The following is a 24,641-nucleotide window of genomic DNA, read 5'->3' on the forward strand; positions in this document are numbered from 1 at the left end:
GAAAGGGTGGGTCAGATGAGGCCTTCGGCGGAAAGGCCATCCACCAGGGACGCGAAGGCGGCGCGCACCATGTAGAACTGGGCGCCCACCACGGTGATGGAGACGTCGTGCGCCTTGGCGAAGGCGCGCTCCGGCTGGGTCCAGCACGGCATGACCCAGGGCTTGCCGGCCGCCTTCGCGGCAGCGGCGATGCGGGCGATGTCGGCCTTGTCGGCGTCGGAGAAGGTGTAGCGCTCGTTGCCGGCCGCCATGGCGAGGTCGGTGGGGCCGGCGAACAGGCCGTCCACCGTCGGCAGGGCCGCGATGGCCTCCACGTCGGCGAGGGATTCCCGGCTCTCGATCATCGGCCAGCACTTGACCCGGGCGTTCTCGTCCGAGGCGTAGGTGGGCGAGGCGGGGCCGTACATCACCGTGCGGCCACCGGCGTAGGAGCGCACCCCGAGCGGGGGATACTTGGCCGATGCCGTCACCTGCCGCGCGTGGTCCACGCCGGCGATGTGGGGAATGATGACAGCATCGGCGCCGAAATCGAGCGCCTGCTGGATCGGCTCGGTGAGCGGGCCGAGCACCTTGGCGTAGACCTTGATGCCCAGCGCCCGGCAGAAGGGGATCACCCGGTCGAGGTCGTCGAGGTTGAAGGTGCCGTGCTCGATATCGAGCACCACGGCGGTGAAGCCGGCGTCCCGCGCGATCTCGATGTGCGGGAAGACCGGGGCGGTGAGCCAGAAGGCGAAGGAGGCGAGGGAAGAGGTCACGTCAGGGCTCCAGGCGTCAGGCAAGGCTCTCCCGTTCCCGCGCAAGGCGGGTCGGCGGCAAAGCGGTGGGGAGGGGCCGGCGTCAGCCGCCGGCCGAGGTCATTTCACGAAGGTCCGGGTGAGGCCGGCGGTGCGGTCCACGACCAGCACGACAGCGAGGGTCAGCACCACGAGCAGCACCGAGATGGCGGCCGCCATGGGGTCCGCCTGCTGATCCACGTGGTTGTACATGGCCACCGGCAGCGTCTGTAGGCGCGGGCCGGTCATGAACAGGGAGAGCACCACCTCGTCGAAGGAGACGAGGAAGCACAGGGCCGTGGTGGAGACGAGCCCCGAGCGCATCATGGGCAGGGTGACGCGGAAGAACACGGTGAGCGGCCGCGCGCCGAGCATTCCGGCCGCCTCCTCCACCGTGAGCGGCAGGTTGGCCAGCGCCGTCGAGAGCACCCGCACCGCATAGGGCAGCGTGACGATCAGATGGGCGGCCACCAGACCCTGGAAGGAGCCGATGAGGCCCATGGGCGCGAACACCAGCAGCAAGGCGAGGCCGAGCACGATGGTGGGCAGGAGGAGTGGCGCCGAAAACAGGTTGGCGAGGGCTTCCGCGCCTGGCGGCTTGAGGCGCACCAGCGCATAGGCCGCCGGCAGGCCGATGCCGAGCGACAGCACGGTGACCACGAAGGCCAGCGCAAGGCTGATCCAGAAGGCGTTCATCATCACCGAATTGGCGAAGATGGCGCCATACCACTTCACGCTCCAGCTGGAGGGCGGGAAGGCCATGAAGTCGTCGCCGCTGAAGGAGATGGGAAGCACCACCAGCAGCGGCGCCAGCAGGAACAGGAACATCAGTCCGGCGGCGATCTTCAGGGCCGGGGAGACGGGGCGTTCGTCCATGTCTCTCCTCCTCAGGCGATGCGCCGCAGGGCGCGGGCGTAGAGCGTGAGGGAAATGCCGAACACCACGAGCACGATCATGGACAGCGCGGCGGCGAGCGGCCAGTTGAGGGTCACGATGGCCTGGTCGTAGATCTCGGTGGCGAGCAGGAACACGCGCCCGCCGCCGAGCAGCTTCGGCGTGACGAAGGAGGAGATGGCGAGCACGAAGCACAGGAGCCCGCCCAGCGCCATGCCCGGCGCCGTGAGCGGCAGCACCACCCGCCAGAAGGTCTTGAGCGGCGAAGCGCCCAGCGTCAGGGCCGCCTCCTCCAGCCGCGGATCGAGCCGGCCGAAGCCGGAGAGCAGCGCGAGGATCATGTAGGGCATCAAGATCTCGGTGAGGCCGATGACGACGCCGGTGAGGTTGAACATCAGGCGCGGCGGCTCCGCCATGCCGAGGGCCATCAGCGCGTTGGCCACCAGTCCCCGATCGGAGAGGATGGCGATCCAGCCATAGGTGCGCACCACGGCGGAGGTGAGGAGCGGCGCCACCACCAGCACCATCAGCACCGTGCGCCACGTGCCGGTGGAGCGGTGCAGGTAGAGCGCGATGGGGTAGGAGGCGATCAGCGTCAGCACCGTGATGAGGAGGCTGACGCCCACGCTGTTGGTGATGAGCTCCAGGGTGAAGCTGTCGGTGAGGGCGTTGGTCCAGGTGTCCAGATTGTAGCCCGTGCCGAGTGCGCCGGAGGCCTGCGCCTCGCGGAACGACATCTTCAGCAAATTCACCACCGGCCACAGGAAGCCGATGGCATTCACCACGGCGATGGGCAGCAGCAGGGCGCTGGCCGTGCCGAGGGGGCCGAGCCGTCGCGGCTCCGCGTGGGAGAGGGCGAGGCTCGTCATGACGCGGGGTACACGAACGTGTCCTGGGGGCGCCAGGACAGGGTGACGGGCGTGCCGGGGGTGAGCAGAGCCTCGCCGCCGCGGGTGGATGCCTCGGTCTTCAGAAGGGTGCCGGCGGCCTCCACCTCATATTCGAGGATGTCGCCGGCGAAAGTGGCGCGCGTCACGGTGCCGGAAAGCTGGTGCAGCCCCGCGTCGGCCGGCGCCGGGCCGGTGGAGAGGATCATGCGGTGGGGCCGCACCATCACATCCACGGGGCCGTCAAAGCCGGGGGCGGAAACGGTGATCCCCGCCACCTGCGCCAGCCCGCCGGAGGCCCGGCCGGGCAGGCGATTGATGCGGCCGACGAAGCCGGCCACGAAGGCGGTCTTGGGATGCTCGTAGATCTCGTGGGGCGTGCCGACCTGCTCCAGCCGGCCGTGGTTCATCACCACCACCTTGTCGCAGATGGTGAGGGCTTCCATCTGGTCGTGGGTGACGAAGATGGCGGTGATGCCGAGGCGCTTCTGGATGTCGCGGATCTCGGTGCGCATCTCGTCGCGCAGCTTGGCGTCGAGGTTGGAGAGGGGCTCGTCCAGCAGCAGAATGGAGGGGCGCACCACCAGCGCGCGGGCCAGCGCGACGCGCTGCTGCTGGCCGCCGGAAAGCTGGGCCGGGCGATGGTGCTCGCGGCCGGTGAGGCGGACCATGGCGATGGCCTCCTTTACCCTCTGCGCCGCCTCCGCCTTCGGCACCTTCCGCATCTCCAGCCCGAAGGCCACGTTGCGGGCGATGTCCATGTGCGGGAACAGGGCATAGGACTGGAACACCAGCCCCATGTCCCGCTTGTAGGGCGCCACGCCGGTCAGGTCGCGGCCGTCCACGACGATATGGCCGGAGGAGGCCGGGACCAGCCCGGCGATCATACGCAGCGACGTGGTCTTGCCGCAGCCCGACGGGCCGAGGAAGGCGACGAGTTCGCCCTTGGCCACATCGAGATTGAGGTCGTCCACCGCGGTGAAATGGTCATAGCGGCGGGTGAGGCCCCGCAGGGACAGGAAGCCCTGTCCCTGCGCCAGGCGCGTCATCTCGGTGGGCTCGGCGTGGATCATGGCTGCCCTCACCGGCTCGCCGGCAGGACGCGGCGGCGCCACTGCTCCGCGATCTTGTCGCGCACCTGCGCGAGAGCGATCCAGTCCACTGACATCACCTTGTCGAGGTTCTTCACGGCGGTGCGGTCGAGCGCGGCGCCGGTGATCTCGGCCTTGGAATTGGTGGGCGCGTAGAACATGGTCTCGGTGAAACTCTTCTGCGCTTCGGGGGAGAGCGCGTAGTTCACGAAGGTCTTCGCCGCGTCGGCCGCGGGGGCGCCTGCCACCAGATTGATGGTGTTGATCTGGAAGATGGTGCCTTCCTGCGGGATGGTCGCCTTGATCTTCCCGCCGGACTGCTCGCTGTTCACCTGGGCGCGGGCATTGTAGCCGACGCCGAGGGCCGCCTGCCCTGTGATGATGGGGGCGTAGACCTCGGGCTTGGGCTCCCATGTCTGCACGTTGGGCGCGATCTCGGCCACGGCGGCGAGGCCCTTGTCCACGTTGGCGAGATAGTCGGTGCCGCCATTGGCCTTGTTGAGGATCAGCACGAGGCCGAGGCCCTGGATATCAGGCACGCCGGGGATCACCACCTTGCCCTTGTAGGGCGCCTTGGCCATCTCCATCCAGGACTTGGGGGCCTCCTTCACCTGCTCGGCATTGTAGAGCAGCACGAGGTTGTCGAAGGTCACGCCCACGCCGGCCACGCTGGGGATGCGGGCGTTGGGGTAGAGATCCTTCACGTTGGGGATGTTGGTCTCGTCGATCTTGGTGAAGAGGCCTTCATCCGTGCCGGCCTTGGAGACGGACACGTCCATGATCACCACGTCCGCCTGCGGCGCGGCCTTCTGGGCGCGCAGATTGCCCAGCATGGCGGCGGAGGAGGGCAGGGGGAAGAAGGTGACCTTGATGTCCGGATGCGCCTTCATGAAAGGCTCGATGACCGCCTTCGTGTAGCGCTCCTGAAACAGGCCGGAATAGGCCATCACCGTCAGGTTGGTTTCCGCCGCGGCCGGACCCGCCATGAGGCCGGCGGCGAGGAGGCACAGGGTTCCGAACTTGTGTGCTGCGTTCATCTCGTTGTCCCTCTGGAAAGGTGACCGGGCCGCTCGGGCGGCCTCTCGTGAAGTGTTGAATCAGCGGTTGGACGGGCTCAGGCGGAGAGGAGCTTCGCCTCCACCATGGCGCGGGCGCCGGAGATGTCGGGAAGCTTCTCGCCGGCCGCGAGGCGCGACAGGAGGACGACCTCCGCCTCCTGCATGGCGATGGCGCGGGCCGCGACCGCCGGCGCCTCGGTCGGCTTCAGCACCACCACGCCGCTCTCGTCGCAGAGCACGGCGTCGCCGGGCGAAACGGTCTGGCCGCCCACGTTCACCGGCACGTTCAGCGCGCCTTCGAGGCCGAGCAGCTTGGTGGTGATGGGCGAGGGGCCACGGCACCACATGGGCATGTCCACGCGCACGATTTCGGAGAAGTCGGTGGCCGGGCCGTCGATGACGCCCGCCTTCACCCCGGCCATCTTCATGGCATTGGTGATGACGCCGCCCCAGCAGGCGTGCCGCGCATCGCCGCAGCGCTCGATCACCACCACGTCGCCGGGGCGCACATAGGCGGTGAGATAGTGCAGCAGGGTGGAATCGGCATGGGGAATGCGCAGGGTTACCGCGGTGCCGGCCACCCGCTTGCCCGGCAGAACGGCGCGGATGTCGGGGTCCACGAAGCCGGAATGCAGCACGTGGCCGATGGTCGCCACCTCGCACTTCTCAAGCTCGGCGACGAGGTCCGGCGCGATCTGCTCCGGCATGGGGTTGACGATGAACATGGGGCAGGCTCCGCTCAGGCGAGGACGTGATGGCGGGCAACGGGAACGTTGGCGCGCACCTTGCCGGTGTAGGAAAAGTCGAGGCGGGCGGAGGTGAAGCCCACCCCATCCGAGCACTGGGCGGCGATGTGGCCCCAGGGGTCGATGACCATGGAATGGCCCCAGCACCACTTCCTGCCGCCGGCGTGGGAGCCGGTCTGGCCCACCGCGAGGAACCACGTCTGGGTCTCGATGGCGCGAGCGCGGGCCAGAACTTCCCAATGATCCTTGCCGGTCATGAGGGTGAAGGCGGCGGGCAGCACGATCACGTCGGCGCCCTTGTCGGCCAGCTTGCGGAACAGTTCGGGGAAGCGGATGTCGTAGCAGATGGCGCAGCCGACGGTGGTGTCGCCGATCCTGTACGTCACGACCTCGTCACCGCGGCTGACCGTGTCGGATTCGCGGTAGACCGTGCCGCCGGTGATCTCCACGTCGAACAGGTGGATTTTGCGGTAGCGCGCGATCTCGCTGCCGTCCGGGCCGAACACCAGGGTGGTGTTGTAGAAGGCGTTGCCGTCTTTTTCGGCGACGCTGCCGGCATGGATCGCCACCTTCAGGCGCCGCGCAAGGCCGGACATGAGCTGGTAGGACTCTCCCTCGGGGAAGGTCTCGGCGGAGGCCTGAGTCTCCTCGGGCGTGTCGCCGAGGCAGGCGTAATATTCCGGCAGGACCACGAGGTCGGGACGTTCGAGAGCGACCGCGTCCTCGATCAAGGCTTTGGCGGCGCTGAGGTTCGCCGCCTTGTCGCCCTGGCTGTTCATCTGGATGAGCGAAACCTTCACGCACCTGCCTCCTTGCTGGTGAGGCAAGCAGAGCAGAGCCACCAAGGTCCGACAAACGCGAAATAATTGTCCGCCGTGACAAGCAATGCTTATGAGAGCGGCATAGGCGGGGGCTGCTTATTCCGTGTGCAGTGCAGCATGCCCATCGAGAGGGTCGCCGGCGGCGATCGCGGCGGCCATGTGGGCGATCAGGCCGGGCAGGGGGCTGCCGGGTTCGTCACGGAAAATGGCGTGCAGGTTCAGCGGCGGAATGCGCGCATCCACCTCCAGCAGAACGAGTTCCTCCCGCTCCAGCATCTCGGCGACGACCACATCCGGCAGAACCGCGACGCCCATGCCGTCGCGGACGAGGCGTGTGATGGTGGCCAGCGAGTTGGAGTTGAGGATGCGGACGAGGTGCGGGTCGAGGCCGGAGGATTCCACCAGCTTCTGCACGTTCTGGTGCGGTTGCGACCCGCGCGAGAAGGCGAAGATGGGCTGGGTCACGATGTCCTCCAGCAACAGCCGGCGGCCGTGCAGGGCGAGGCGCGGGGAGGCGACCCAGACGCAGCCGTAGCTGCACAGTTCGATGTTGCGGCAGCCCGGTGCCAGTACCGGCCCCGCGATGAGCGCAAGGTCCACCTGGCCCTCGAGCAGCATGCGCGCCACCGTGAGGCTGTTGTCCACGGTGAGGTCCAGGTCCACCTCGGGATAGATGGATTTCACATGCTCCACGAGACGCGGCAGCCACGCATAGACGACGGTATCGATGGTGCCGATGGCCACCCGCCCGCGCAGCCGCTGGGGGTCGCCCACGCCGAGCCTGAGATCCGCCGCGAGTCGCACGATGGTCTCCGCCTGGGCCAGCGCCCGCTCGCCGGCCGGCGTGAGGCTGACGTTGCGCAGGTCGCGGTCGAACAGCCGCACGCCGAGGTCTTTCTCCAGCGTCGCGATGCGATTGGAGACGGCCGCTTGCGTGGTGCAGAGCCGGTCCGCCGCGCTGGAGAAGCTGCGCAGCCGGGCGACCCAGAGGAAGGTTTCAAGGAACCTTATGTTCATGCGCCCTGAAGGCTCCCGCCGCGACCGAGGGGCGCGATCATGCCCCTTGCCGCCAGAACTGCAACCTCCGCCTTTCCGGGCGCGAACCGTGGGTGCCGTACGGAAAGGCGGCTGGCATGTCTGTCGTGGCGGGCCGGAGAGTGCGCGCGCACGGGCCACGCGGAGGCTCACAAACAGGCACGCGCTGTGCCGTTTCAAGCCTTTGCGTCGTGCAATTTCAATGCTTTAGGACGGTGCTGCGAGAGAGGATTGGAGTTCCCTTCGCGCTAGCCAAAACCAAGCGACCAAAGGATTGCATCGACCCTGCCACAGGGTTGGGGCCTTCTGCCCTTTGCGCTTTGCGACGACCGTTTCGGTATCAAATCCAAGAGGCCGAGGGAGGCGCCTGGGGGGCTTTGCCGACCGAGGCCACCTCTTCTCATTGGGCCAAGATACCCATGACGAGCCATCGCCTTTCCTGGGGCCTGCCGAGGTGCTGTTGAATAGGCAGGGCGCACCTCGGCAGACTCTGCCCTATTTGGCGGGCGGCGGCGTGTCTGGATCGGGTATTTCCCCGGGCTTGTAGTCCGGCAGGCGTCCGGCGGGAATGATGCTGAGGAGCGCTATAGCGGCCATCAGGAGCAAGCCGATCTTCAGGGCCCTCAGCCGGGATTCTGCGTTCACCACGACCGCGGCCGTGACCTGCTCAGGCGTCGCGCCGGCGGTTTCCAGTGTCGTCCTCAGGCGATCATTTGAAACGAAGTTGATGCTGTCGAGATTCACCATGGCCTGAACCTCGGGGGTCAGTTCCGGCGTCGCCGCGACGCGGCCCAGCACGATGGTGGAGAGCAGCCCGACGAGTAGCGCTCCCGCCACGGCCGTACCGACGGCGGCGGCAAGGTTGTTGGTGGTGCCGCGCAACGAGCCGACATCTCCGGCCAGTTCCTTCGGCGAGGCCGTGACGAGAACGTTGAACACCAGCGTCACCAGCGATCCCTGGCCGATCCCGAAGACGACGAGGCCGAACAGCACCGGAACCGCGCTCCAGTCGTTGCGCACGACGAAGGCGAGCCAGACAAGGGCCACCGTGCAGAGCATGAAGCCGTAGCGGCCGATCTGGCGCGGGGTGAGCTTGTCGTAGAAGCGCACGATCAGCATCGCCGAGAAGAACACCGTGAGGTTGAACGGCATCATGGCGATGGCGGTGGCGAGGGGAGAGCGCCCCTGCACGATCTGAATGTAGAGCGGCACGGAGAAGTTCAGCATCGCCTCCAGCGCCACCACCGCGAACATGGCCATCACCGCCGCGCGTTCCTGGCCGGAGGTGATGACCTCCAGCGCGAGCAGCGGCGTCTTCCCGGCTTCCTGCCGCCGCCGGGTCCAGCGCACGAACAACTGGCCGAGCACGATGCCGACCACGATGAAGACCGGCGCGGGCGAAAGACCGGCGATGGTGAAGGGCGCGGCCGGCGTCGCCACCGCGAGGCCCCAGCGGTTCAGGTTGTTGAAGCCGAACGAGATCAGCACGATGGCGGCAGCCGCCAGCACCACGCCCACCAGATCGATCTGCACCTCCGGCCGGCCATGGTCCGCCTTGAGACGGAAGCTCAGGACGAATACCACCGCTGAAAGAACGATGAGGATGCCGAACGCGGGGCGCCAGCCGATGAACGTGCCGAGAACGCCGCCGATGAGGAAGGCGGCGACACCGGCCGCCGCGCGGGCCGAGCCCAGCGCGCCGAGCGCTGTCGCCTGCTGGGTGCCGCGATAGTTTTCCGCGATCAGCGCCACCAGCGAGGGCACGATGGCCGCCGCCGCCGCGCCTGACAGGCCCTGCGCGGTGATCATGACCGTCGCGTTGGGGCTGAAGGTCATCAGCACCTGGGCGCAGCCGAACAGGACCACCGTGGCACGGAAGACATTGACCGCGCCGAACCGTTGATTGAGCTTGGCGCCGAGCATCACGAAGCCGGCCACCAGCATGGAATACATCACGATGCCCGTGGCAATCGTGGTGGGCGGCACGTTGAAGCTCTTCACCATGCCGCCCATCGCGACAGGCAGCGAGGCGACGTTGAAAGACATGATCACCTGGCCGAGCGCGATGGCGATCATCGGCACCCAGCTCTCCTTGGCGTCCTGGCCGGCCGGCTGGCCCGCCAGCGATTGCGCCGGGGTCGAACCTGTCATGGGCTTTTCCTTCCGAAATTTGGTGTTGGTCCGCGGCGCCGTCACTCTTCGGGGCGCGAGACGAACAGATCCATGCCGAGGTGCTGGGAGAGGTAGCGCGCGGCCAACTGCCCCTTCACGCTGTTGCCTGCGGCATCGAGCGGAGGCGCGAAGGTGCCGAGGCCGCCCTTGCCCGGCGAGACCGTGAGAATTCCGCCTCCGATGCCGCTCTTTCCCGGAAGTCCGATCTCGTAGAGCCAGTCGCCGGAGGTCTCGTAGAGGCCGGCGGTCGCCATCACGGCGAGGGCGTAGTGGCAGACGTCCGGCTCCACCACACGCTCCTTGGTAATGGGGTTGACGCCGCCGTCGGCCAGCGTTGCGCCCATCACCGCGAGGTCGCGCGCGCTCACATTGAGGGAGCATTGGCGCGTGTACAGCTCCGTCGCCTCGTCCGGATCGCTGTAGATGGCGCCGACGCTTTGAAGCATGCGGGCGATGGAGCGATTGCGGAAGTTGGTCGCGATCGCGGAGGCGTATACCTCTTCGTTCAAAGGAAGCGCGCGGCCGGCAAAGCGCGAGAGCCCGCCGTGGATGAATGCCCACTTCTCCGCGCTGGTCGCGCCGGGAACCAGGCTTGTGGCGGCGATGGCGCCCGGATTGACCATGGGATTGGTGATGCCGCCCGGCATGGCTTCGATCGCCGCGAGCGAGTTGAAGGCGCGGCCGGTGGCGTTGGCGCCAAGCTTCGCACGCGCCTGCGACGGGCCGATGAGTTCGCAGATGAGGGCGAAGATGAACGGCTTCGACACACTCATGATGGTGAATTCGTGCTCGACGTCCCCGGCGGCGTAGATGCGCCCGCTGGTGCCGGCGACGCAGATGCCGAACAGGTCGCGCGGCACCCGCTCCAGCGCCGGATAGACCTTGGAGTTCTCCCCCTCGTCATTGTCCTTGAAACGCGCGTGAGCCCGCCGCACAAGGCGCTCGACCTCGTCTGCCTCAGGTAGGTGACCTGTGGAAATGTAGGCGGGCGAAGGCAGATCGTCGTCTCTGAACATGAGCGTTTCCTCGTTTTTCTTGGGCGTGTTTTGATGAAGCCTGATCGGGCCTCGCCGAGACGGCGTGCTGCCATTCTCCTTCAAACAAGCAAAAACGCGAACGACGGGCAGGTCAGATGCCAAGCGTCAAACCGAAGCTTATGCCCGGAGGCAGAGAGTCTCAACCCGCCATTCTTTTTTGAATGATAATGATTTCAGGAATATATTGCATCGCGGCGTATTTATACTGTGTTGCAGCGGAGGTTTCATGCGAGGGGCGTTGCTGATATCGCGGATCACCTTGATGCGGGGCCGATGTTCAGGACGTCCGCCTCACGATTTATGGGCCGGCCACTCGATTCTCGCACGCTGCTACCGCCATTTTTCTCGCGAGCGAACCATGCCAATGTGAAGCGGGGCCGTAAACGCTGAATTTGCTTCAGTGCAGCAATGAATTTCAATCACAGGGTGGCGAATGTCTCTGAAGCGCGTTGATCTCAACCTGTTCCGCGTCTTCGATGCGATCATGCTCACCGGCAGCGTGAGCGGCGCCAGCAGGGAACTGGGCGTGACGGCATCTGCCGTCAGTCATGCGCTGGCGCGCCTGCGCCTTGCGGTTGGGGACGATCTGTTCATCTATGGCGATGACGGCATGGTTCCGACGGCGCGGGCGCGCGAACTCGCCCCCATGGTTCGCGACGGTCTCGGGCGCCTCGATGAGGCGATTTCGGCGACGCCGTTTTCACCGTGCCAAGCCGTGCGAACCTTCCGTGTCGCCGCCAGCGAGTATAGCAGCAGCATCATCCTTCCGGGCCTCGTCCAGCGCATCGCGGAACTGGCTCCCCAGCTTGAACTCCGAATTTTTCCCTACAGCCGCATGGACGTCGTCCAGCATTTGGACGAAGGGCGACTCGACTTGGTAATAGGCTGGTTTTCGGAGCTTCCTGAACGCATCCACCGGTCGCCGCTGCTCAAAGACAAGGAGGCGCTCGTGGCCCGGCGCGGTCATCCACTGGAAGGAAGCGCAGTGACCCGGGAGCGGTTGTTCTCTTACCCGTTCGTTGTGGTGGAACTGACCGGCTCAGGCGATCAGTCCGCCGACGGGTTCCTCGATGAGCGCGGAGTTTGGCGGAGGGTGTGGATCGATCGCCTGCTCATGGAGGCGGACGAAGATGACGCGGCCGTAGCTCATATCGCGGTCTCACTGCCGCACTATGCCTCCGTAGCAGATATCTTGTCGCGTACGGACATGGTGGCCACGTTGCCCGAGCGTTTCGCCCGTCGGCTGGTTGAAGCGGGGCACCATGTGATGCTGTCTCTCCCTCACGCTCCGCAAGAAGCCGTAGTCGAAGCGATCTGGCATCAGCGGGCCAACCGAGATGCTGGCTTGAAATGGCTGTTGAAGCATCTTGAAGATGTGGCGGGTGCGGAAGATAAATTGAAGAGTAATTGAGGTGGGCGCGAGCCTGGTAAGATGCCGCCATTTGGTGGCGTCATAGGTCATCTGCCCTTCAGTGGCTTGGTCATGGTCCGGCGAGGAACGTGGTGAGCGCTTCGCTGGAGGCTAAGAGCGGCACGGAGCGCCCGTCAGCCGGGCGCTAGGGTCCGGCCCCCCAGGGAAGAAAGCGCCTGTGAATCCAGGGGTGGTTCAGTCCGCCGATTTCCCTACGGGCTCCCGGGGTGCCTGCACCCAATCTCAATCACCCGGCTTCCCGCTCCTGCAACAGGCGCTGGGCAATGGCCGAGGCACTCGCGACGTGCTGCAGAGCGGCGGCATGTGCTTCCTCCCCCTTGCCCGCGCGGATCGCCTCCACGATGCGCTGCATCTGCCTGGGGCCTTCCACCTCTCGGCCTGGCGTCTTGATCGTCATCGAGCGGAGGTGGTTGATGCGCATCGTCAGGGCGTTGACGATGTTCCAGGCGACCTCCTTGCCGGAGCTGGCGAACAGGGTGCGGTAGAAGTCCGAGGTGGCCTCCAGGACCAACGTCGAGTTGCCCCGGGCGTAGCCGGCGAGGATGCGGGCGAGGCAGGCGTCGAGGGCCGCGATCGTCGCGGGTTGCCGGGCCTCGGCGCAGGCGCGCGCGGCTATGGCCTCAAGCGCCCCCCGGATCTCGTAGATCTGCAAGGCCTCCGCCGCCGTGGTGCGCGAAACGATCGGACCACGCGCCGGAAGATTGGAGACCAGGCCTTCCGTCTCCAGATGCCGCAGAACCTCGCGAACGATGGTGCGGCTCACCCCCAGACGCTCGCACAGGTCGCGCTCCACCAGCCGGTCGCCCGGCCGGAAATGCTGCGAGAAGATGGCCTCGCGCATCTTCTCGAGCGTCAGCTCGCGAAGCGTCTTGGCGGGGCGATCAACCCTCAGGGGTTCAGTGGCAGCGTTCATCTTCTCGCATTCCCTCTTGCCGGCACTGGTGCCGCAGCCGCGCCGAATATTCAACTCAACCCAGCGCCATCTCAGAAAACCAATCGTCGCTGGCTGAGGCCGATTGACGTCAGATTATGGTATGCCATAGTACGGCATACAATAATATTCCTCAGGGTGAACTCATGGCCCCCATCACGCTTCCGACCTCGCTGTCCCGGTCCGCGCGCCGTGCGGCCACCCTCGCGGCGGCGGCTGCAGTCTGCCTCACGGCAGGGCTCGCCCGCGCGGAGACCTGTCAGCCGAAGATCGCCGACAGTCATCTCGTCAAGCCTGGCACGTTCGTGATGGCGACGAGCCCGACCCTGCCGCCCATGGCCTATGCCGACCAGAAAGGCGTGCTGAAAGGGCTCAGGATCGAACTCGGTTATGAGGTGGCCAAGCGCCTCTGCCTGAAGCCCGAATACATCAGCGCCGAATATGCAGCGATGATCCCCGGTCTCCAGGGTAAGCGCTGGGACATGATCAACGCCGGCCTCTTCGTGACGCCCGAGCGCACCAAGATCCTCTACATGATCCCGTATGAGAACCTCGCCATCTCCATCTCGACGGCGGTGAAGTCGGGCGCGCCCATCACCAAGCTCGACGACCTCTCCGGCAAGGCCGTGAGCACCGACATCGGCGGCTATGCCGAGAAGAAGATGCGCGACCTCAACAAGGATTTCGAGGCGCGGGGCCTGAAGCCCATGACCATCAACCTCTTCGATGGCTACGCCACCGTCTATCAGGCGCTGCGCGCCGGGCAGGTGGATGCTGCGGTGTCCATCGATCCGGTGGCGAAGCAGTATCAGGACCGCGGCGAGTTCACCCACGCCTTGTCGCGTCTGTACCCCACCCCGGGGTCTCTGGCCTTCGGCGACAAGGTGGTGGCGGACGCCGTCGCCGAGGTGATGAAGGACATGGAGAAGGACGGCTATCTCGACAAGCTGCTCGGTGAATACGGCGTCGGCCGGGCCGAGGGCGGGGTGCGCGTTCTCGGCCCCAATACATGACGTCTTCCTCATTGCGGCCGGGGCATTTGGTCCCCGCCGCCTCGCTGGGCGCCCCGCGCAGCCCGAGACCTCTCTCATTCCCGCGAGGCTGACGTGAAGGGTTGGCATTGGGACGGCTTCTTCGAGTATCTCACCAACGGCTACCTCATAGAGGGTGCGCTGGTGACCCTCGGGCTCACCGTCTTCTCCATATTTTTCGGGCTCATCCTGGGCTTCGTCATCGCAGTGATGCGCATGTCGAACTACAAATTACTGTCCGCTCCCGCGTATTTCTACACCTGGATCATGCGGGGCACGCCCCTTCTGGTGCAGCTCATCATCATCTACACGGGACTGCCGCAGCTCGGCATCAAGTTCACCGTGGTGGAATCCACCCTCATCGGACTTACGCTGAACGAGGCGGCCTATCTCTCGGAAATCGTGCGCGCCGGCATCGCGGCGGTGTCCCGGGGCCAGGTGAACGCAGCACGGGCCATCGGTATGACGCCGTTCCAGGTGATGCGCTACGTGGTGGCGCCGCAGGCCTTCCGCATCATCATCCCGCCGCTCGGCAACTCGGTGAACGGGGTGCTGAAAACCACCTCCATCGCCTCCATCATCTCCATGGAGGAACTGCTCCGGCGCACGCAGGTGCTCATTCAGGAGCGGTTCCTGGTGCTCGAACTCTTCGTGGTGGCGGCGATCTACTACCTCATCATGACCACCGCCTGGGAGTTCATCCAGCGCCGCATCGAGCGCCGCTTCGGCCGGGCCTACGATCCCCAGGCCGGCCTGGTCGAGCAGAGGTGAGGGCGCCATGAATGCAGCTGACGGCACATCCGCCCGCGCCACCACACCCGTGGTCGAAATCCGCGGTGTCGACAAATGGTACAGCACCTTTCAGGTGTTGAAAGGCTGCTCGCTCTCGGTGGCGCGCGGCGAGGTGGTGGTGGTGTGCGGGCCCTCCGGCTCGGGCAAGTCCACCCTCATCAAGTGCGTGAACGCACTGGAGCCGGTGAACACGGGCGAGGTCCTCATCGAGGGGACCTCCATCACCGACGGCAAGGCCAGCCTTTCGAAGCTGCGCGCCCGCGTCGGCATGGTGTTCCAGCACTTCGAGTTGTTCCCGCACATGAGCGTGCTGGAGAATCTGTGCATCGGCCAGGAGAAGGTGCTGAAGCGCAAGAGCGAGGAGGCACGCGACAAGGCCATGGGCCTGCTCGCGCGCGTCGGCATGACGGCCCATGCGGGCAAGTATCCGCTCCAGCTCTCGGGCGGCCAGCAGCAGCGCATCGCCATTGCCCGCGCGCTCGCCATGGACCCCATCGCGATGCTGTTCGACGAGCCGACCTCGGCGCTTGATCCGGAGATGATCACCGAGGTGCTCGACGTGATGGTCTCCCTCGCCCAGGAGGGGATGACGATGATGGTCGTGACCCACGAGATGGGCTTCGCGCGAAAGGTCGCGGATCGTGTCGTCTTCATGGATCGCGGCGAGATCGTCGAGGACACGCCGAAGGCGCGTTTCTTCGAAGATCCGCAGAGCGATCGGGCGAAGGCGTTCCTCTCCAAGATCCTGTCTCACTGAGGCTGCCGGGGGCGGTGCCATGCCCCTGCGCGCCTCCTGTCCTGGCATGCCGTAATCCGGAATTTGGAAAAGAGATCATGCTGAAGCTTCGCAAGATCGTCGGCTACGACGAGAAGGTGCTTATCGAGGGTGGCAAGGCGGCGCCGACCCCCCTCCATCTGTTCGGTACTGCGGCGGTGATCGCCAATCCCTGGGCCGGCCGCGGCTTCGTCGACGACCTCAAGCCGGAGATCATGGCCATCGCGCCGGAACTCGGTGCGCTCCTGACTGACGAGATCCTGCGCCGCGTCGGCTCCGGCGACGCTGTGGAGGGCTACGGCAAGGCCGCTTTGTGCGGCACCTCCGGCGAAATCGAGCACGCCTCCGCGCTCATCCATACCCTGCATTTCGGCAATCACTTCCGCCGTGCGGTGGGGGCGAAGACCTATCTCGCTTTCACCAACGTCCGCGGCGGGCCGGGCTGCCCCATCATGATTCCGCTGATGGACAAGCAGGACGAGGGCCGGCGCTCGCACTACCTGACGGTCCACTTCGCCATCTCCGACGCTCCCGCGCCGGACGAACTGGTGATTGCGCTCGGCGCTTCCATCGGTGGGCGACCGCATCATCGCATCGGCGACCGCTACAAGGACCTCGAGACCCTGAAGGACCTCCATGGCTGAGGTCGCAGACGCAGGTCGCCGCCACGCCACCGTCCGGCTGCGCGGTGGCGCCGTGGAGGGCTCGGTCGCCTATCTTCGGGCGGGTCAGGGCGCGCCCGTGGTGCTGATCCATGGCGTCGGCATGAATGCCGACGTCTGGAGACCGCAGGTCCGTGTCCTCGCCGCGCATCACGACGTCATCTCGATGGACATGCCCGGTCACGGCGAAAGCACCCTGCCGCCGGACCCGGCGCGCCTTGAGGACTATGGCGAGGCTGTCGTCGGGCTGCTTGATGCGCTGGGCATCCAGCGGGCGGCACTGGTGGGGCATTCCATGGGGGCCCTGGTGGCGATGCAGGTGGCCTTGCGCCATCCCGCGCGCGTCACCCGGCTGGTGGCGATGAACGCCGTCTTCTGCCGTCCACCGGAACTGAAGCGCGCCGTTGAGGCCCGCGCCGACGAACTGGACCAAAAGGGTGTCGCCGCCTCCATTGATCCGACCCTGGCCCGCTGGTTCGGCGATCCCGTGCCGGACGATCTCGTCGAGGCCTCGGCCCTGACCCGCGCGGCGCTGGAGCAGGTGCGGCCCGAAGGCTATCGGTTGACCTACCGGCTATTCGCCAGTTCCGATGCGGTGTTTGCCGAGGCGCTCCGGCAACTCGTCCCGCCGGCCCTGTTCTTCACGGCCGAGCACGACGCCAATTCCTCCCCGGCCATGTCGCTGGAGATGGCAGCCCGCGCTCCCGGTGGCCGGGCGGAAATTCTCGCCAGCGCGCGCCATATGATGGCCCTCACCCATCCCGATGCCGTCAACCGCAGCCTGCTCGCCTTCCTGGCCGAAGCGCAGGCGCCTGCCGCGAGCCTTGCGAGGGCCGAGCCGTGAACGCCTTACAGACATTCGAGCACTATATCGACGGTGTCTTCTCCTATCCCACCGAGCGTTTCGAGAGCGTGGACCCGTCCACCGAGGCGGCGTGGGCGCTGATGCCCCAGGCTGACGCGGCGGACGTGGACCGCGCCGTCACCGCCGCCCATCGTGCCATGCATGAAGGGCCCTGGGCGCGCATGACCGCCACCGAGCGCGGGCGCCTGCTCTACAAGCTCGGCGACCTCGTGGCGGAGAACGCGGCCGAGATTGCCAAGCTGGAAACCCGCGACACCGGCAAGATCATCCGCGAGACCAAGGCGCAGATCGGCTATGTAGCGGCTTACTACCGTTACTTCGCCGGCCTTGCGGACAAGCACCAGGGCGCCGTCGTGCCCATCGACAAGCCGGACCTCGACGTCACGCTGCGCCCCGAGCCCATCGGCGTGGTCGCGGCCATCGTGCCATGGAATTCCCAGCTCTTCCTGTCCGCGGTGAAGCTCGCCCCCGCGCTTGCCGCCGGCTGCGCCGTGGTGCTGAAGGCGTCCGAGGATGGCCCGGCGCCGCTTCTCGCCTTCGCCAAGCTCGTGCATCAGGCCGGCTTCCCGCCGGGGGTGGTCAACATCCTGACCGGCTTCGGGCCCGAGTGCGGGAAAGCGCTGACCACCCATCCGCTCGTGTCCCGCATCGCGTTCACCGGCGGGCCGGCGACGGCGCGGCATATCGTGCGCAACAGCGCGGAGAACCTCGCTTTCACCACCCTTGAGCTGGGCGGCAAGTCTCCCGTCGTGGTGTTCAACGACGCCGATCTCGAAAGCGCAGCCAACGCCGTGGTTGCAGGCATTTTCGCCGCCAGCGGGCAGAGCTGCACGGCGGGTTCGCGGCTGCTGGTGGAGCGGAAGGTCGCACAGCCCTTCCTGAAACTGCTGGCAGACAAGGCTCGCGCCATCCGCATCGGTAATCCGCAGCGGATGGAGACGGAGATGGGCCCGCTCGCGACCGCGCGGCAGGTGGCCCACATGGAGCGCACGGTGGCCGCCAGCATCGTGCAGGGGGCCGAGTGCATCACGGGCGGCAGCCGGCCCCGGGGCCTGTCCCAGGGCTATTACGTCTCCCCCACCATCCTCTTTTCCCACGACACCGACTTGCCCTGCTTCCGCGAGGAATTCTTCGGTCCGGTCCTGAGCGCCTCCGTGTTCGACACGGAGGAGGAGGCGGTCGCCAAGGCGAACGACACCGTCTTCGGCCTCGCCAGCGGTGTCTTCACCACCAATCTCGCCCGTGCCCACCGCATGACGGCGAAGATCCATGCCGGCATCGTCTGGGTGAACACCTATCGCGCCGTCTCGCCCATGGTGCCGTTCGGCGGATATGGCATGTCCGGCCTCGGCCGCGAGGCGGGCATGGATTCCATCCGCGACTACACGCGCACAAAATCGGTGTGGATCAACACGTCCGACGCCCCGATCCCCGATCCCTTCGTGATGCGCTGAGGACTGCTGCATGATCAACCGCATCCTGACCCCGCGCGAGCTTCTGATCGGCGGCGGCAGCCTCTCCCAGCTCGTGCCTTTGCTGGGCCGCCTCGGCGTGAGACGGCCCATGCTGGTCGTCGACCCCACCATTTTCAGGCTGGGCCTCGCCGATACGGCCATCGCCGCCATGCGGGAGGCGGGGCTGGGCCTCGGCGTGTTCTCGGCGGTGGTGGAAGATCCGACCGACACCAGCGTGATCGCGGCGGCCGACGAGATCCGCTCCGGCTCCCACGATGGCGTCATTGGCTTCGGCGGCGGCAGCGCCATCGACACGGCGAAAGCGGCGGCGATCCTCGCGAGCACGGGCGAGGACGTGCATGCCCTGAAAGTGCCGCGCATCGTGGATCTTCAGGTGATGCCGCTGGTGGCCATCCCCACGACCGCCGGCACCGGCAGCGAAGTCACCCGCGCCTGCGTCGTGTCCGACACGGCTGCGCAGGAGAAGATGCTGATCCTCGGTACCGCGGCCCTTCCGGTCGCAGCCATCGTTGACTACGAACTGACCCTCTCCTGCCCGTTCCGGGTCACCGTGGACACGGGGCTCGATGCCCTGACCCATGCGCTGGAAGCCCTCATCAATCGCAACGGCAACGCCCACGCTGAAGCGCTGGCGCTCTCAGCGCTCAGGCTGATCGGCGCGAATCTGGAGACGGTCGCGCGCGAACCGTCGAACCGCGCCGCGCGCGAGGCCATGATGCTGGGGGCAACCCATGCGGGGCTTGCGGTGTCCAACACGTCCACCGCCCTCATTCATGGGCTGAGCCGGCCCATCGGCGCCTTCTTCCATGTGCCCCACGGCCTCTCCAACGCCATGCTCCTGCCGCTCGTGACGGAATATTCCCTTTCCGCTGCGCCCGACGGCTACGCCGCGGCCGCCCGCGCGCTCGGCTGGGCGCGGGCGACCATGGGGGATGAAGAGGCCGGGCATGCCCTGGTGACGGGCTTCCGGGAGCTCAACGCCCGCCTGGAGGTTCCGACCCCCAAGGCCTATGGCGTGGATGAGGAGGCCTATTTCCGCCTGCGGCCGGAGATGGCCCGCCAGGCCCTCGCCTCCGGCACCCCGGGGAATAATCCGCGCATTCCGTCCGAAGACGAGATCGTCCGTCTCTACGAGATCGCCTGGGACGGCGGAGCCATCCGCGGGTGATGGCGGGGCAACGTTTGCGTTGCACCCGGTCACCGTCTGGACGGGCGGGAGGAGCTTTGACGCGCTATCGCTGCGGTCCCGGTGCCGCCAGTACGCTCGGCCGCTGCCGCACGAAGCGGGGGGAGAGGTCAACGCCCTCCCGGGACAAGGCGGATGCAAGCCGGGCGATGCCCTTGCGGATCGCCTCCGGCGTCAGCGCCGCATATCCCAGCACCACGGCGCGGGGATAGCGGAACGGGACGATCTCGTGGGCGCCCGCCGCCTCCAGCGTGTAGATCCCCACGCCCGCGTCGGCCGCGATCCGCGCCACCTCGCGCACCGGCGGGAGGTGGTCCGGCAGCGTCCACATCACGTGCATGCCGGCATCGGCACCGGAGATGCGCGTGGGCCCGAAATGGCTGTTCAGGCTTTCCACCAACGCTTGGCGCGCCTCGCTGTAGGTCTGGCGGATGCGCCGCACGTGCCGGGCGAAGCGGCCCTGGTCGATGAAGTCCGCGAGCACGATCTGGTCGAGCCAGGGATGGCCGTAGTTGGCGAGGCTCTTGGCCTGCCGCACGGGACCGACCAGCTGCTTCGGAACCACCATGTAGCCGGTGCGGATGCCGGCGCCGACGGACTTGGAGAAGGTGCCGAGATAGATCACCGAGGTGTTGGCATCGAGGCCCGCCAGCGCGGCGAGCGGGGCACCGTCATATCGGAAGTCGCTGTCGTAATCGTCCTCCACCACATAGGCGCCGCTGCTGCGGGCCCAGGCCAGAAGCTCGCGGCGGCGCCCGAACGACATGGTGACGCCGGTGGGGAACTGGTGGGAGGGCGTGACGTAGGCGAGCGATGCGCCGCAGCCCGCCAGATACTCCGTGCACAGGCCCTGCGCATCTACCGGAACCGGCACCAGCGCGCCGCCGAAGCTGGAGAAGACATGCGCCGCGCCGGCATAGCAGGGGTCCTCGATCGCGATCTTCACTCCCGGCTGCACGAACAGGCGGCTGATGAGGTTGAAGCCCTCCTGCGCGCCAGCAGTGATGATGACCTGATCCGGCTCGGCCGGAATGGCGCGGTTTGCCGAGACATGGCTGGCGATGGCGCGGCGCAGCTCGATCGCGCCTTCCGGCGGACCGTACCCGGACAGGTTGCCGGACGCGCGCGAAAGGTTCTCCAGCAGCAATTGCCGCCATTCACGGATCGGAAAATTCCGGCTGTTGGCGCTGCCGTACCAGAAATCCACCTGCATGCGAGTGGGGCCGGTCTGCACCATGCGCAGCGGCGCTGCACGCAGCAGCACCGGCGGGTGCACGACTGTGGGCTCGGGCCGGCGCGGCGAGGGGCTCGATGCCTCAGGATTGGGCGATCCCGACAGGCCGACGCAGGCTTCCGGCAGCACCTCGCACACGAAGGTGCCGGCGCCCGGGCGCATCACCAGGTAGCCTTCCTTGGCGAGGCGCTCGAACGCAAGCACGATGGTGTTGCGCGACACCTTGAGCGTGCGGGCCAGTTCCCGGGTCGAATGCAGTGCCGCCCCCGGCGGCAGGGTGCGGGCGAGAATGGCCGCGCGGACCTGGTCGTAGACCTGCTCCTGGAGCGTGACGCCCGCGGCCGGGTCCAGATGCAGTGGAATCATGTGCCTGCTCGATCCTTGCCCCAAGGGTGAGCAAAGCAATTCACGTGCCATCCAATGCCTCCAGATCCCCGTCAGGCGAGGCCCGAAGCCACCTGCCGGACCAGGGGATCCGCCCGCGCCGCCTCCAGGCTGCCGTGGAAGATGATCTCCCCCCGCTCGATCACATAGATGCGCGAAACATAGTCGGGAATATGCTGGACGTTGGATTCCGCCATCAGGACCGCCCGGCCCGAGGCGCGGATGGAGGCGATGCCGGCGGCGATGGTGGGAATGATGGCGGGCGAGAGGCCCTCGAATGGCTCGTCAAGCAGCAGCAGATCCGGATCGAGGGCCAGCGCGCGGGCGATGGACACCATCTTGCGCTCGCCGCCGGAGAGTTCGGCACCGCCGCGCGCCATGTAGGTGAGGAGCTTGGGAAAGACCTCATAGGCGAAGGCGATGCGATCGGCCGCAGGACGCTCCCGCGATGGCCGCGTCCAGGTGCCGAAGGCGATGTTCTGGGCCACGGAGAGGCTTGCGAACACCTCGCTCTCCTCGGGAGAGAAGCCGATGCCGCGCCGGGCGACCTCGTGCGGCGGAAGCCCGGCCAGCGCCTTCCCGTGCCACAGGACGGTGCCGGCGCGGGGCGCGAGCTGCCCCATGAGTGCGCGGAGCAACGTTGTCTTGCCGGCCCCGTTGCGGCCGACCAGGCAGACGATCTCACCGGCCGCCACGTCCAGCGAGATGGCGCGCAGGATCGACGTTCCGGCGATGTCGACGCTGAGGCGTTCAACCGAGAGCATTGTGAGGCACCTTGCCGACGAGGGTCTCGATCACCGCCGGGTCCCGGAAGAAGGCATCAGGTGGCATGTCGGCGACGAGACTGCCGGCCTTCAGGCCGATCACCCGGGTGGCGTAGCGCGCGATCAATTCCATGTCGTGCTCCACAAGGACGAGGCTCTCGACGCCGAGCCGCTGGGCCGCCGCGAGCAGGGTCTCCATGATGCGGTCCTTGTCGGCGCTGGAGATGCCGCTGGTCGGCTCGTCCAGCAGCATCAGGCGCGGGCGCAGGGTGAGCGCGCTTGCGATGTCCACCAGCTTCTTCTCGCCCTGGGAAAGGGCGGAGCAGGTGGTTTCAAGCCGGTGCTCCAGGCCGAAGGCCGCCGCCACCTCGCGGACCTGCGCCTGCTCGCGCCGGCAGGTGGCCGCCGGCCGGAGCAGGCGAAAGGTCTGCCCGGCGCGGGCGAAGGCGCCGACCGAGATCATCTCGGCCACGGTGAAACTCGGATAGATGGTGACGAGCTGGAAGGAGCGGGCCAGCCCACGCAACGCGAGCGCGCTGGCCCCGAGCCCCGCCACCGGGCGCCCCTCGAACATCACGCCGCCCTCGTCGGGCATGAACAGCCCGGAGAGCGTGTTCACCAGCGTGGTCTTGCCGGCGCCATTGGGGCCGACCACCGCCACCACCTCCCCCTTCGAGATATCGAACGACACCCCCGCGAGCGCGGTGAAGGCACCGTAGCGCTTGGTGATGTTCAACGCGCGCAGCAGCATCTCGGTCATCGCCGCCTCCATTCCAGTGCGAGCGTGATGAGGCCGAGAATACCGCGCGGGGCGAAGATGATGATGAGCGCGAGAATCGCGCCGAGGGCAAAGCGCCAGTACTCTGTATTGGCCATCAGCGTGTCCTGCAGCAGGGTGAAGGACACGGCCCCGACGATCGGGCCGAACAATTGCCCGAGCCCTCCGAGGATGATGATGAAGATCATGTTGCCGGACTGCGTCCAGTAGGACAGCTCCGGATCGGCGGCACCGATGCTGACCGCCAGCACCGCGCCGCCGACCGCGCAATAGATGCCGGACAGGATGAACGCCACGTAGCGCACCTTGAACACCGGTACCCCGAGAAACGACGTCTTGCGCTCGTTGTCCCGCCCCGCCTTGAGCGCGAGCCCGAGGGGTGAGGAGACGATCAGCGCCATGAGGAGGAACATGACCGAGAACAGCCCGAGCGCGTACCAGTAGAACGGCCCCACCAGGAAGGCGGTCTTGCTCATGGAGGCGAAGCTGGCGCCGAACAGGCTGGGGCGCGGCACGGAGATGCCGGATTCTCCGCCGGTCAGGTCGTAGAACTTGAACAGGAAGGAATGGAAGATCATGCCGAAGGCGAGCGTCAGCATGGAGAAGAAGATGGTCGTATAGCGCAGGCACAGGAGGCCGATGAGGGCCGCCACCGTGCCGCTCACGAGCATCGCCACGATGAGCTGCGCCTCGAATGCGCGAACCCCGAGCTTCGCCCCCATCACGGCGCTCGCATAGGCGCCGATGGCGAGGAACATGGCGTGGCCGAAGGACAAGAGCCCGCCGTAGCCGAACAGGAGGTTGAGGCCGGTCAAAGCGATGGCGTAGGCGAGGATGGGGATGATGAGTGTGGTGTAGTAGGGCCCCAGCGCGAACGGGGCGGCGACGAAGGCCGCGAGCACGGCGAGGAAGGCGACGATGGTCTTCATGCCTCGGCCTTCCCGAACAGTCCGTAGGGTCGCGCCACGAGGACGACGATCACCACAAGATAGATGGACATCACCTCCAGCTCCGGGAAATAGGTGAGCGAGAGCGCCCTGAGCACGCCGACGATGATGGCCCCGAGGAAGGCGCCGCGGATGCTGCCCAGCCCACCGATCACCACCACCGCGAAGGCTTCGACGATGAGCGCGATGGGCATTTCCAGCGAGGCCGCCGTGGTGGGAATGACAAGCGCGCCGCCGACCGTGCCGAGCATGGAGCCGAGCACGAACACGAGCATGTTGATGCGGCGGGTGTTGGCGCCCAGCGCCTCCGCCATGCGGCCGTTCTCGGCGGTGGCCCGCACCACGTGGCCGAGACTTGTGCGTTCGATGAGCCAGTAGAGCAGGCCGGCCACCACCAGCGCGCTCGCCATCACCAGCAGGTTGTAGACCGGGAAGGTGAATTCGCCGACCACGAGTGTGCCGTAGACCGATGGCAGATCGCCGAGCAGCCGCGGCTGAGCGCCCCAGACGTAGCGCAGGACATCCTGGAACATCAGCACGAAGGCGAACGTCATGAGCAGCTGGAAGGCTTCGTCGCGGCCGTAGACCGTGCGCAGCACCCGCTCGATCACGAAGCCCACCTGTCCCGCCAGGAGGCCGGACAGGATGAGCACCGGCAGGAGCAGGACGGGAGAGCCGCCCTGCGCCGAGAACCACTCGAACACCGAGGCTCCGAAATAGGCCCCGAGGGCATAGAGCGAGCCGGCGGTCAGATTGACGATGCGCTGGACACCGAAGATGAGCTGCAGTCCCGCCGTGACGAGGAACAGGACCGCAGCGTTGAACAGCGCGGCGAACAGAAGGTCGACCGTGGCCATGTCGCGTCTTTGCT

Annotated in this window: 24 protein-coding genes; 8 read left to right on the forward strand and 16 right to left on the reverse strand. The window is 66.8% G+C overall.

Annotation, left to right across the window (positions count from 1 at the left end; all coding sequences use genetic code 11):
- Positions 1-11: 11 nt before the first annotated feature.
- From ACE3QW_RS01810 to glsA, 10 genes are all read right to left on the reverse strand, one after another.
- Positions 12-755: an aldolase/citrate lyase family protein gene (locus ACE3QW_RS01810; protein ID WP_374250209.1), complete on the reverse strand. Its 744-nt coding sequence runs from the start codon at positions 753-755 to the stop codon at positions 12-14.
- A gap of 99 nt (positions 756-854) precedes the next feature.
- On the reverse strand, positions 855-1,649 hold the full coding sequence (locus tag ACE3QW_RS01815) for an ABC transporter permease (RefSeq protein WP_024279802.1): 795 nt from the start codon (positions 1,647-1,649) through the stop codon (positions 855-857).
- A gap of 11 nt (positions 1,650-1,660) precedes the next feature.
- Positions 1,661-2,536 (reverse strand): ABC transporter permease, encoded by an 876-nt coding sequence (locus ACE3QW_RS01820; protein WP_374250210.1) that lies wholly within the window; start codon positions 2,534-2,536, stop codon positions 1,661-1,663.
- Positions 2,533-3,627, reverse strand: coding sequence for an ABC transporter ATP-binding protein (locus ACE3QW_RS01825; RefSeq protein ID WP_374250211.1), 1,095 nt, complete (start codon positions 3,625-3,627; stop codon positions 2,533-2,535). Before ACE3QW_RS01825 ends, ACE3QW_RS01820 begins: the two co-directional genes overlap by 4 nt.
- A gap of 8 nt (positions 3,628-3,635) precedes the next feature.
- Positions 3,636-4,682, reverse strand: coding sequence for an ABC transporter substrate-binding protein (locus ACE3QW_RS01830; protein WP_024279799.1), 1,047 nt, complete (start codon positions 4,680-4,682; stop codon positions 3,636-3,638).
- Between the two features lie 77 nt (positions 4,683-4,759).
- Positions 4,760-5,428: an RraA family protein gene (locus tag ACE3QW_RS01835; protein ID WP_374250212.1), complete on the reverse strand. Its 669-nt coding sequence runs from the start codon at positions 5,426-5,428 to the stop codon at positions 4,760-4,762.
- A gap of 14 nt (positions 5,429-5,442) precedes the next feature.
- Complete coding sequence (locus tag ACE3QW_RS01840) at positions 5,443-6,249, reverse strand: carbon-nitrogen hydrolase family protein (protein WP_374250213.1); 807 nt, start codon at positions 6,247-6,249, stop codon at positions 5,443-5,445.
- A gap of 117 nt (positions 6,250-6,366) precedes the next feature.
- Complete coding sequence (locus ACE3QW_RS01845; protein WP_024279796.1) at positions 6,367-7,287, reverse strand: LysR family transcriptional regulator; 921 nt, start codon at positions 7,285-7,287, stop codon at positions 6,367-6,369.
- Between the two features lie 513 nt (positions 7,288-7,800).
- Positions 7,801-9,456, reverse strand: coding sequence for an MFS transporter (locus ACE3QW_RS01850; protein WP_374250214.1), 1,656 nt, complete (start codon positions 9,454-9,456; stop codon positions 7,801-7,803).
- Between the two features lie 41 nt (positions 9,457-9,497).
- Positions 9,498-10,493, reverse strand: coding sequence for a glutaminase A (gene glsA, locus ACE3QW_RS01855; protein WP_374250215.1), 996 nt, complete (start codon positions 10,491-10,493; stop codon positions 9,498-9,500).
- 454 nt (positions 10,494-10,947) lie between these two features.
- Between glsA and ACE3QW_RS01860 the strand changes: the two genes are divergently transcribed.
- Positions 10,948-11,925, forward strand: a complete 978-nt coding sequence (locus tag ACE3QW_RS01860; protein WP_374250217.1) for a LysR family transcriptional regulator — start codon at positions 10,948-10,950, stop codon at positions 11,923-11,925.
- Between the two features lie 247 nt (positions 11,926-12,172).
- On the opposite strand, the gene ACE3QW_RS01865 is transcribed toward ACE3QW_RS01860, so the two are convergent.
- Positions 12,173-12,859: a GntR family transcriptional regulator gene (locus tag ACE3QW_RS01865; protein WP_029557829.1), complete on the reverse strand. Its 687-nt coding sequence runs from the start codon at positions 12,857-12,859 to the stop codon at positions 12,173-12,175.
- 164 nt (positions 12,860-13,023) lie between these two features.
- On the opposite strand from ACE3QW_RS01865, the gene ACE3QW_RS01870 reads away from it, so the two are divergent.
- From ACE3QW_RS01870 to ACE3QW_RS01900, 7 genes are all read left to right on the forward strand, one after another.
- Complete coding sequence (locus tag ACE3QW_RS01870) at positions 13,024-13,890, forward strand: ABC transporter substrate-binding protein (RefSeq protein ID WP_051679137.1); 867 nt, start codon at positions 13,024-13,026, stop codon at positions 13,888-13,890.
- 93 nt (positions 13,891-13,983) lie between these two features.
- Positions 13,984-14,679: an amino acid ABC transporter permease gene (locus ACE3QW_RS01875; protein ID WP_374250218.1), complete on the forward strand. Its 696-nt coding sequence runs from the start codon at positions 13,984-13,986 to the stop codon at positions 14,677-14,679.
- Between the two features lie 49 nt (positions 14,680-14,728).
- Positions 14,729-15,457 carry an amino acid ABC transporter ATP-binding protein gene (locus tag ACE3QW_RS01880; RefSeq protein ID WP_374250254.1) on the forward strand — a complete coding sequence of 243 codons (729 nt, stop codon included), beginning with the start codon at positions 14,729-14,731 and terminating at the stop codon, positions 15,455-15,457.
- A 77-nt stretch (positions 15,458-15,534) separates the two neighbouring features.
- On the forward strand, positions 15,535-16,119 hold the full coding sequence (locus tag ACE3QW_RS01885) for an amino acid synthesis family protein (protein WP_374250219.1): 585 nt from the start codon (positions 15,535-15,537) through the stop codon (positions 16,117-16,119).
- Positions 16,112-16,981, forward strand: a complete 870-nt coding sequence (locus ACE3QW_RS01890) for an alpha/beta fold hydrolase (RefSeq protein ID WP_374250220.1) — start codon at positions 16,112-16,114, stop codon at positions 16,979-16,981. The genes ACE3QW_RS01885 and ACE3QW_RS01890 overlap by 8 nt, the downstream gene beginning before the upstream one ends.
- Entirely contained in the window at positions 16,978-18,456 is a 1,479-nt protein-coding gene (locus ACE3QW_RS01895; protein WP_374250221.1) for an aldehyde dehydrogenase, read from the forward strand. Before ACE3QW_RS01890 ends, ACE3QW_RS01895 begins: the two co-directional genes overlap by 4 nt.
- A 10-nt stretch (positions 18,457-18,466) precedes the next feature.
- Positions 18,467-19,645 carry an iron-containing alcohol dehydrogenase gene (locus ACE3QW_RS01900; RefSeq protein ID WP_374250222.1) on the forward strand — a complete coding sequence of 393 codons (1,179 nt, stop codon included), beginning with the start codon at positions 18,467-18,469 and terminating at the stop codon, positions 19,643-19,645.
- Positions 19,646-19,709: 64 nt separating this feature from the next.
- On the opposite strand, the gene ACE3QW_RS01905 is transcribed toward ACE3QW_RS01900, so the two are convergent.
- From ACE3QW_RS01905 to ACE3QW_RS01925, 5 genes are all read right to left on the reverse strand, one after another.
- Positions 19,710-21,263: a PLP-dependent aminotransferase family protein gene (locus tag ACE3QW_RS01905; RefSeq protein ID WP_374250223.1), complete on the reverse strand. Its 1,554-nt coding sequence runs from the start codon at positions 21,261-21,263 to the stop codon at positions 19,710-19,712.
- Between the two features lie 71 nt (positions 21,264-21,334).
- Positions 21,335-22,045, reverse strand: a complete 711-nt coding sequence (locus ACE3QW_RS01910; RefSeq protein WP_374250224.1) for an ABC transporter ATP-binding protein — start codon at positions 22,043-22,045, stop codon at positions 21,335-21,337.
- A complete protein-coding gene (locus tag ACE3QW_RS01915; protein ID WP_374250225.1) occupies positions 22,032-22,805 on the reverse strand; it encodes an ABC transporter ATP-binding protein in 774 nt (257 codons plus the stop codon). Before ACE3QW_RS01915 ends, ACE3QW_RS01910 begins: the two co-directional genes overlap by 14 nt.
- The gene (locus ACE3QW_RS01920) at positions 22,802-23,752 is read right to left on the reverse strand and encodes a branched-chain amino acid ABC transporter permease (protein ID WP_374250226.1); all 951 of its coding nucleotides are present in this window, start codon (positions 23,750-23,752) and stop codon (positions 22,802-22,804) included. The genes ACE3QW_RS01915 and ACE3QW_RS01920 overlap by 4 nt, the downstream gene beginning before the upstream one ends.
- On the reverse strand, positions 23,749-24,627 hold the full coding sequence (locus tag ACE3QW_RS01925; RefSeq protein WP_374250227.1) for a branched-chain amino acid ABC transporter permease: 879 nt from the start codon (positions 24,625-24,627) through the stop codon (positions 23,749-23,751). The genes ACE3QW_RS01920 and ACE3QW_RS01925 overlap by 4 nt, the downstream gene beginning before the upstream one ends.
- Positions 24,628-24,641 lie beyond the last annotated feature (14 nt).

The organism is Xanthobacter sp. (genome assembly GCF_041911315.1).
Taxonomy (GTDB): Bacteria; Pseudomonadota; Alphaproteobacteria; order Rhizobiales; family Xanthobacteraceae; genus Xanthobacter; species Xanthobacter aminoxidans.